The sequence below is a fragment of the Streptococcus mitis genome, assembly GCF_003942865.1.
Classification (GTDB): Bacteria; Bacillota; Bacilli; order Lactobacillales; family Streptococcaceae; genus Streptococcus; species Streptococcus mitis_BI.
Genome location: NZ_RJNZ01000004.1, coordinates 97,422 through 107,291, shown reverse-complemented (window position 1 = coordinate 107,291; position 9,870 = coordinate 97,422). Strand labels below are relative to the sequence as shown.

Annotated in this window: 1 protein-coding gene and 3 pseudogenes; 1 reads left to right on the top strand and 3 read right to left on the bottom strand. The window is 40.0% G+C overall.

Features of this window, described 5'->3' with window-relative positions; all coding sequences use genetic code 11:
• Together D8845_RS04895 and D8845_RS04890 are read right to left on the bottom strand one after the other, a co-directional pair.
• Positions 1-6,102, bottom strand: a 6,102-nt coding sequence (locus tag D8845_RS04895) for a DUF1542 domain-containing protein (protein WP_125452680.1), incomplete at its 3' end; no start/stop codon positions are given.
• 410 nt (positions 6,103-6,512) lie between these two features.
• Positions 6,513-6,778: pseudogene (locus D8845_RS04890) on the bottom strand (hypothetical protein); the annotation flags it as partial.
• A 9-nt stretch (positions 6,779-6,787) separates the two neighbouring features.
• Between D8845_RS04890 and D8845_RS04885 the strand changes: the two are divergent.
• Positions 6,788-7,645 (top strand): annotated as a pseudogene (locus D8845_RS04885) (IS630 family transposase); the annotation flags it as partial.
• Between the two features lie 331 nt (positions 7,646-7,976).
• Here D8845_RS04885 and D8845_RS04880 read toward each other — a convergent pair.
• Positions 7,977-9,854, bottom strand: a pseudogene (locus D8845_RS04880) (sugar-binding domain-containing protein); the annotation flags it as partial.
• Between the last annotated feature and the right edge of the window lie 16 nt (positions 9,855-9,870).

The following is a 9,870-nucleotide window of genomic DNA, read 5'->3' as shown; positions in this document are numbered from 1 at the left end:
AACAATGTCATCACCTGCGTTTGGTTTAGCTGCGTCTGCTGCTGACTTAGTCAAGTCCGCTGCTGGGATAACTGCTGTCTTACCTGCTGGGGTTGTGACTGTCGCATTGCCTTTATCGTCTACTACTACAGTTGCACCTGGATTTACAGCTTTAACTTTATCTTCGATCGCTTTCTTCTCTTCTGGAGTGAGAGCTTCTGGATTTGCTACTACTGTCTTATCTGCTGGTTTAACTACATCGTTGCCTGCATTTGGTTTAGCTGCGTCTGCTGCTGACTTAGTCAAGTCTGACGCTGGGATAACTGCTGTCTTACCTGCTGGGGTTGTGACTGTCGCATTACCTTTGTCATCTACAACTACTGTTGCATCTGGATTTACAGCTTTAACTTTATCTTCGATCGCTTTCTTCTCTTCTGGAGTGAGAGCTTCTGGATTCGCTACTACTGTCTTATCCGCTGGTTTAACGATGTCATTGCCTGCGTTTGGTTTCTTAATATCTTCAGCAGTACGTACTAATTCATCTACAGGAATCACTTGTATTTGTCCATCTGGAGTTGATACTTTAGCATTTCCTTTTTCATCTACTGTTACTACAGAATTTGGATTTACTGCTTCTACAGCTGCTTTAATTTTTTCTTTTTCAGCATCTGTTAATTTAGCTGGATCTGCTACAACCACTTTATCCGCTGGTTTAACTACATCATTTCCTGCTTTTGGTTCATTTGCTGTATCAGAAGTTTTCACAACTTGTTCAGGAGTGATGATTTCCTGATGACCATCTGGAGTTGTAACAGTAATATTTCCATCTGCATCTTGAGTAATTTCTTTAGCATCTGGATTTACTTTCTTAACAGCTTCTAAGACCTTAGCTTTTTCATCATCTGTTAAAGCACTTGGATCATTTACAAGAACTTTATCAGCCGGAATATTCACTTCACCTACAGCTTTAATAGCCGCTTTATCTGATTCTTCAATTCCATTGACAGCTTCTGCTGTTTTAGCTGCATCTACAGATTTTTTAGCTTGTTCTGCAATCTTGTCTACTTGAGCTTTAAGTTCTTCTTTAGCTTTAGGAGTCAAGTCGTCACGTGCATCAATTGCTTCTTTTTTAGCTTGTGCTTCTTCATCAATTGCTTTACGTGCATTTGGCTTATCTTCTACAACAGGGACAGATTTTTCGATTTCTTTTTCAGCTTCTTCTTGAAGTTTCTTAACTGCTGCATCTGTTCCAGCTTTATCGATTTCTTTCTTAGCTTCTTCTGCTAGAGCTTTAGCTGCATCTGCTGCAACTTTCTTCTCATCATCTGTAGCATCTGGAGTGTTAGCAATATCTTCCAATTGTTTTGCTAATTTATCTTCGATGGCTTTCTTAGCTGCTGGTTTAGCTTTGGCTTCTGGATTTACAGCTGCAACTTCATCTACACCTGTTTTCTTAGCTGCATCTACTGCGGCTTGAGCTTCTGCTGCTTTTTCTGGTGTCTCTGCATTAGCTGGTTGATCGTTGATTGCATCTGTTGCTTCCTTAGCTTTATCTTGAGCTTCTTTCTTAGCTGCGTCTTTTTCTTCTTGAGTTAAGTCAGTACGCGCATCGATTGCTTTTTCTTTTTCTGCTAATTCATCTGCGATTGCTTGCTTAGCTGCTGCTTTCGCTACTGGGTTTACTTTCGCAATTTCTCCAGTACCAGCATTTTTCGCTGTATCTACTGCTGCGTCTGTTGTTGCTGCATCGATTGCTTGCTTAGCGTCATCAGCTGCTTTCTCAGCGGCTTTCTTAGCTGCTGTTTTTTCTGCTGGAGTTAAGTCTTCACGTCCGTCAATTGCAGCTACTTTATCTTTAAGAGCATCTTCAACTGCTTTCTTAGCCGCCGGTTTCTTAGCCGCTACTGGATCTACAGCTTTAACATCTGCTACACCTTTATCTTTAGCACCATCTACTGCTGTTTGTGCTTCTGCTGCTTTTTCTGGTGTCTCTGCATTGTTTGGCTGTGCATCAATAGCATCTGTCGCTTCTTTTGCTTTAGCTTGCGCTTCTTTCTTAGCTGCATCTTTTTCTTCGTCAGTTAAGTCTTTACGAGCGTCGATTGCTTTTTCTTTTTCTGCTAATTCATCTGCGATTGCTTGCTTAGCTGCTTCTTTCGCTACTGGGTTTACTTTCGCAATTTCTCCAGTACCAGCATTTTTCGCTGTATCTACTGCTGCGTCTGTTGTTGCTGCATCGATTGCTTGCTTAGCGTCATCAGCTGCTTTCTCAGCGGCTTTCTTAGCTGCTGTTTTTTCTGCTGGAGTTAAGTCTTCACGTCCGTCAATTGCAGCTACTTTATCTTTAAGAGCATCTTCAACTGCTTTCTTAGCCGCTGGTTTCTTAGCCGCTACTGGATCTACAGCTTTAACATCTGCTACACCTTTATCTTTAGCACCATCTACTGCTGTTTGTGCTTCTGCTGCTTTTTCTGGTGTTTCTGCGTTGTTTGGCTGTGCATCAATAGCATCTGTCGCTTCTTTTGCTTTATCTTGAGCTTCTTTCTTAGCTGCGTCTTTTTCTTCTTGAGTTAAGTCAGTACGCGCATCGATTGCTTTTTCTTTTTCTGCTAACTCATCTGCGATCGATTGCTTAGCTGCTTCTTTCGCTACTGGGTTTACAGCTTTAACATCTGCTACACCTTTGTCTTTAGCACCATCTACTGCTGTTTGTGCTTCTGCTGCTTTTTCTGGTGTTTCTGCATTAGATGGTTGTGCGTTAATAACATCTGTTGCTTCTTGTGCTTTATCTTGAGCTTCTTTCTTAGCTGCTGCTTTCTCTGCTTCTGTTAAGTCTTGACGTGCATCGATTGCTTTTTCTTTTTCTGCTAATTCATCTGCGATTGCTTGCTTAGCTGCTGCTTTCGCTACTGGGTTTACTTTCGCAATTTCTCCAGTACCAGCATTTTTCGCTGCATCTACTGCTGCGTCTGTTGTTGCTGCATCGATTGCTTTCTTAGCGTCATCAGCTGCTTTCTCAGCGGCTTTCTTAGCTGCTGTTTTTTCTGCTGGAGTTAAATCTGTGCGATCATCGATTGCTTTGTTTTTATCTTCTAACGCTTTATCGATTGCTTTTTTAGCTTCATCTTTTTTAGCTACTACCGGGGTATCTTTTGCAATTGCATCAGTTCCTGCATCTTGAGCTTTATCAATAGCATCTTTTGTCGTTACATTAGCATCATTAATTGCGGCTACAGCTTTTTCTTTATCTGCATTTACTTTTGCGATTGCTGCTGCTTTTTCTTCATCTGTAGCATTTGGAGTTTTGTTGATTTCTGCGATCTTATCTTCTGCTGCTTTGTTAACTGCATTAATCGCCGGTTGCTTATCTAAACTTACAAACTCAGATAAAGGTCTCTTATCTGTAGAACCATCTGTATACGTTACAACAAGATTTCCTTGGTCATCTTTTGTTACTGACTTGATCTTAGAATCCTTGTCATCTACACTCTTACCTTTTTTATCAGCTAAGTTAGCATCATCATTGCTGTTAGAGTACTCAAGTTTTAGTTTTTCTTTAATCTTCGCTAAGTCTGCTTCAGTTACATTGTCTGGATCTACTACTGCTACTTTTTCTGTTGGAGCTGCAATATCGTATTTAGATGTTTGATTTTTAACGATAAATTGAACATATCCTGGTTTGGATTTTGCATCTGGGTCAACATCTAAAGCGTTAAAGTCACGATCTGCTGGCATTGAACTAGCGTCATCATTGTCATTAGCAGCAATAAAACTTGTCCAACGGTTTGGTGCTGTAAGTGTAGTGACACCTGTCATTTTAATTGTTGCTGTTCGCTTATCATCTGAAACTGTTCCCACACCATTTGTAACTGCTTCATTATTAATCTTACCTGTTGTGAAGCCATAACCTGCAGTATTGTCTCCAGTGATACCCCCTGGACCACGTAAATACATATCTTTGATTCCAGCATCATCTGTTGCTTTGAATGTCAAATCCGTATTTTCACCAGTATAGACATAAACTTGTTTCTCAGCTAAGTTTGAGTATGGAACTTCTACTGTTGGTGCTGGATTGTTGCGTAAAACACTAGTTAAAGCAACAGAATCTGTTGAGCCGTCTTTATAAGTAACAACAATCTGATCTCCTTGCTTAGTTATAGTGTCAATGTAGTTCGAAGCATTTTCTACTAATTTACCGTTTTTATCAAGCAATCGTGCATCATCTGCAGTATTGTATTTAATCTTGATGTTGTTTTTAATTTTCTCAAAATCAGCTTGAGATAGATTGTTTACATCAGCAACAGAAATCTTACCAGCTTCATTTGTTTGTACTTGAATATCATATTTTTGAGTTTGCTCACGAACCATTAACTTAAAGTAACCTTCTGGTAAAGGATTCGCAGTTTCCTGATTTCCAATAGGTTCTGAGAACGTTGCACCATCTAAGTCTTCGGCGATTAGATATCGTGTTACTAACTTACCTGTATAAGTTGGTTTATTTGGCACCGATATTGTCCCCGTAATCGTTACCTTAGCAGGATTATCTTGTGTCGCTACAATTCCGTCAGTTTCATTTCTCTGAGATGAGAACGTTAGTCCATACTGATTGTTTATTCTAGCACCAGCAGCACCTGGAAGGTTATTTCCTCTTGATCCTTCTCCTATACGTATATCTTTCAGTTTTCCTGAGTCATCTGTTGCTGATAATTCGATATTCGTTTCTTCGCCTTTATAGACATAAATCTCTTTTGTAGTCGAATTAGAAAATGGAATATTCCCAACTGGTTTAACGTTTACCCGTGCAAAATCTGTTACTGGTCGTTCAGTTGTAGTCCCATCATTATAGGTTACAACAATTTTATCGCCCACTTGAGTAACTGTTGCAATCTTACCGTTAAGGTTGTTTCCGTCACCTGCTTGTAATTCAGCTTTGATTTTATCTAATTCTGCTTGTTGAAGTTGTGCTGGATCAGCCACCACAACTTTATCAAAGTTTGCAGCTTTATTTGCTAAATCTTCTGTGTATTTTACGTTTTGTGAACGAATTTTGAACCATACTTGATATGCTGGATCAGATGTACCTTCGTTGTCGATTTCATTGTTACTTGCATCTTTAGCACGAACTTTACGTGATACTACTGTTGAACCATTAGTCCATGGATTTCCATTAGGGTGACGATCTTGCAATTTTCCTGTAACAGAAAGTGTCGCTGGTTGGTCAGTTGTTGCTGGTGTTTCAGTATCAATATTAGAGTTGTGTAATCCATACCCTATATCAGTCTCAGTTCCACTACCCATTTTTTGCATCCAACCTCTAACAATCTTACCACTGTTATCTGTAATCTTGATACGTCCAGTGATATTTGTTTCTTCTGTTGGAGTTACCCAGAAAGTTTGAGATGCTGGATCATCATAATCGATTGATACTTTTGGTTTTTCTGTATCAGTTTCCGCACGGAAAGCATTGTTTTTGTCTAATTCTTTACCGTTACGAGCATCATTAGATCCTGTATTTTCGATTGAGTTAGATTCTGATTTTTTCTCTGTGTTTTCTGCTTTTTTACCTACAGTTTCTTTACCTTCAGTTGTATCTACTGCTAGAGTTTCTTTTTTCTCTACAGGTTTGTTTTTTAATTTAGTATTAGCTGTAGTGACAAGTTCGCTGTAAGCTTTTTTTAGTTCAGCTTGAGTAGTTGCGTTAGCTAATGTAGTTTTTACAGATTCTAGTTTAGTTTTTAATACTGCGACACTTTCTTCTGTTTTGTTATCGTAAGAACCGTTAGAAAGTTTTGTTTCAATTTCTGAAATGTAACTTTCAAGTTGAGTCTTGTCCAAAGCTGGAGTTGTTGCTTCTGCTGGTTTAGCAGTAGGCTCTTCTGCAATTGGTTGTGCTGCTGGAATGCTTTCTGAAGTTGATTGGTTCTCAGATGATGGCGCTGGAGCTTCTACAGATGTCTCTTGTTTGCTTAGCTCATTAGCTGAAACAGCTCCATTACCTAAGAACATGAAAAGAGCAGCGACCGCTACACTAGCCGCTCCAAAACTATATTTACGGATCGAGTAACGCGTGACCTTCTCACGGTGCAGACGTTCAACACGACTCATAGATGGTTTGTTTTCCATTATTTTTTTCTCCTTTTAGAATTAGTTAATTTAGCTTCTACCTGACAAAATTTATTCCTTGAAATGAATAAGAAATATCCTCTTGTACATCCAGAAACCTACATCTTCATTCTATACTATTTTCAGTATATATGCAAACTTTTTGACTTCAAAATTTTCGCAAAAAAAGAGAAAATATTTTGAGAAATTAGGGAATTTTCAGATAGCTTAATTTTGAATTTTTTCGCATCACAATATATAATAAGTTAATATATTATTAAATTGTGTTTTTGAGCAATTTATACTTAATTTCAGAAAATCTTACATATATATAATTAGAATTTGAGTAAGTTTAAAAACCAAAACAAGCATTAACTATTGTCCAAAAACAAAACATGCTATCTAATTCGATAACATGTCCCCATTCTCATCTATAGTGGGACATCAAACTCAGCTGCGGTCATTCCCAATTGCTCACTCGCAAATTTGGAAGTTAAAACATGTTGATGTACTAAATCTAGAAAGGTAAAGATTTTCCCACGCTCTAAACCTTGTTCAATGCCTTTTTCCAAGGCAAAGTCCTGTGCTAACAATGCTTGTTCTTCACGTCTGCGTTGTTCACTAAACATCTTCCTGTCCTTCTCAGACCAGTTCTTATAGTCTAGCAGTTGTCTGCTTGACTGATGGATCGCTCTGGTTATTTGGCGGTTCAGAGTCTCTTCTTCAAGAGACCCGTGGTGGACGTCATCGAGAATATATGACTTATGAAGAAAAGAAAACATTTCTAAAACGTCATATAGAAGTTGCTCAGGCTGGGGAATTTGTAACTATCAATCAGTTATTTGAAGCCTATCAAAAAGAGATTGGTCGTACTTCCACACGTGATGGTTTCTATTATCTCCTGAAACGCCATGGTTAGCGAACAGTCACTCCTCGACCTGAACATCCCAAGAAGGCAGACGCTCAAACAATTGAGACGTCTAAAAATAAAATCTACATTCGAGACCTTAAGTAAGCGCTTTAAAGAAGAGGGGACTTATAACAAAGTACGTTTGATGTACCAAGATGAAGCTAGTTACGGGAGAATCAGTAAGATGAGTTCTTGTTGGGCTCCTCAAGGAATCCGACCTAACATTTATAGTCATTATATGCGAGAATATCGCTATTGTTATGGGGCAAGACAGGAGATTCCTTCTTCCTTATTACTGGAGGATGCAATACTGAGTGGATGAATGAATTTCTACGGCAAGTCTCACAAGCTTATCCAGATGATTATATTTTACTTGTAATGGATAATGCTATATGGCATAAATCAAGTACCTTAGAGATTCCAAGTAATATGGAGTTGGCTTTTATCCCACCTTATACACCAGATACACCAGAAATGAACCCTATTGAACAAGTCTGGAAAGAAATTCGAAAACGAGGCTTTAAAAATAAAGCTTTCCAAACATTGGAAGCCGTCATTGATAAGCTTCAAGAAGTTATTCAAGGACTAGAAAAAGGCGTTTTAAAGTCCACTGTCAGCAGACAATGGACAAGGTTGCTTTTTGAAAATAATTGAGTATGACTCTCTTTACTCTGCCAGACTCAGAGTCAACCAAGACTGAAGATGGAAACTGTGGATAAGTTCTCTTATCTGTATACAAGCGAAGCGGTCGTACAAAAACTGCCTGCATCAGTGAGATATTTTCTGTAATCTGCAAATGAGTTTGATAGGTCTTCCCTTGATAACTAGCGCGGATATCTACGTCGCCTGCAGACAAGCAATGAAGCACTCCCTGCGTGATAATGGCATAGGCACTACAACTCGTCTCCCAAATCACTTCACTATTCCCCACCTTGTCCACAGGGTTATCCACAGTTTGTGGATAAAATCCAATAACTGGGGAATCTCCTTCTTGGTATTTTCTGCCATCTGAAGTCCATTTTTCCTGAAAAGTCTTCCTACCTTGGGATTTTCCATTGAGAAATAGCTCTACTGAACTAGCATTTGAATACACTCGAACAGGGATATCCCCATACTTATCCACAACTTGTTGATAACTCTTATGAATTTCCCAATTCCAATGAGGTAAGATATGAACCATGGGGTGCTGATCTAGGTCCAACCACTGACTTTGATAGAGATAATAGTCATTTTTAGGAATCCCTGCTGTGTCCACAATCCCAAAATAGGAACTCTTGACAGGCGTGTCATTTTGATTGTGCCAAGGAGTCGGCTCACCGATATAGTCCACTCCTGTCCAGATAAACTGACCCGCATAGTCTAGCCGATTTCTATCTGCTGTCCAAGAAGCCGTCGCCGTCTTCCCCCAAGGAACTCGATCATTGCCATAGTCTGACTGTTCAAAATTCCGCACGCGGCGATTATCCCCAACCCATTCCTTAGCTGGGCGAAAATAGCCATCACGCGTCCTTGTAGCCGATGAGGTTTCAGACCCATAAAGTCGCCACCTGGGATGTCTTTTGCGAATCCCATCAATATTGTCTTCTGAGTAATTCAAGCCCACCACATCCAGCAAATCAGCAATCTTTTCATGACCTCCAGACCCATCTCCAAAGCGGAATTGATCCATTCCCATAGTCACAAAACGACTATCATCCACTTCCTTGACCCTTTCTAGCAAGCGTTTAATCGTCTTCAATGAATGAGCATCGCCATTTGCTTCGCTGACTTCATTTCCCAAGGACCACATAAAAATCGCTGGATTGTTCTTACCACGTTCAATCATGGTGCGCAAATCATAATCTGACCAGAAATCGCCTGCTTTCGCTTCTGGATGAGTCGCTTCTTCCTCAAAAAAGCGACCATAATCATATTCTTTCTTGCCTCCATACCAGGTATCAAAGGCTTCTTCTTGAATAAGTAGCCCCATTTTAGCAGCCACATCCAGCAAGATACTACTAGCTGGATTATGGGTGATTCGAATCGCATTGACGCCCATTTCCTTCATCTGGCGCAAGCGTCTCTCAGCAGCTGACCTATTTTCCACAGCTCCCAGCGCTCCGTAGTCATGGTGCAAACAAACCCCATGAATCTTCAACCAGCGACCATTTAGAAAGAAACCCTTATCCGCTTGCCAATCCATATAACGGTAACCAAAAGTCTCCTCTTCTTCATCAACCAAAATGCCATTTTTGTAAAGGCGAGTCTTCAATTGGTAAATGTGGGGATGATCAATATCCCAAAGCAAAGGTTGGAAAATTGATATGGCTTGTTGGAATGAATATTTGTCCCCAGACTCAATCACTAGAGAGTCTGTCGCCTGCCAGTCTGACAGCTGTTGTCCATCATACCAGATACTCTGTTCCAAATACACCGAAACGGACTGAGATCCGTCATTTGAAATCTTGCTTTCAAGCTGAGTTTCCACAAAAACCGCAAGCTGGTTGGCTGTCCCATCGTTTCTTAGATAAGGCGTGATATCATAAGAAAAGGGCGTATAGCCACTGGGATAATAGCCCAGCACTTGCCCGTTGATATAGACTTGGGCATTCATGTAAACTCCATCAAACAACAAACGCACTGATACAAGACTGGCATCTTCTTCCAAGTAAAACTGCGTCTGGTACCAGGCCTGACCCCCATTTAGCTGACCACCCTCATTTTGCGCGGGCGAATACTGGTCAAAATCATTGTAAATACTCCAGTCGTGTGGCACTTGAATAGCCTGCCAATTTTCCCTCTGAAAATCCGATGCCAAGGCATCTTCTTTCCCCACCTCTTGACTAAAAAACCAGTGATTTCGTAAAACTTCTTCTCTTCTCATATGAGCATCCCTTTCT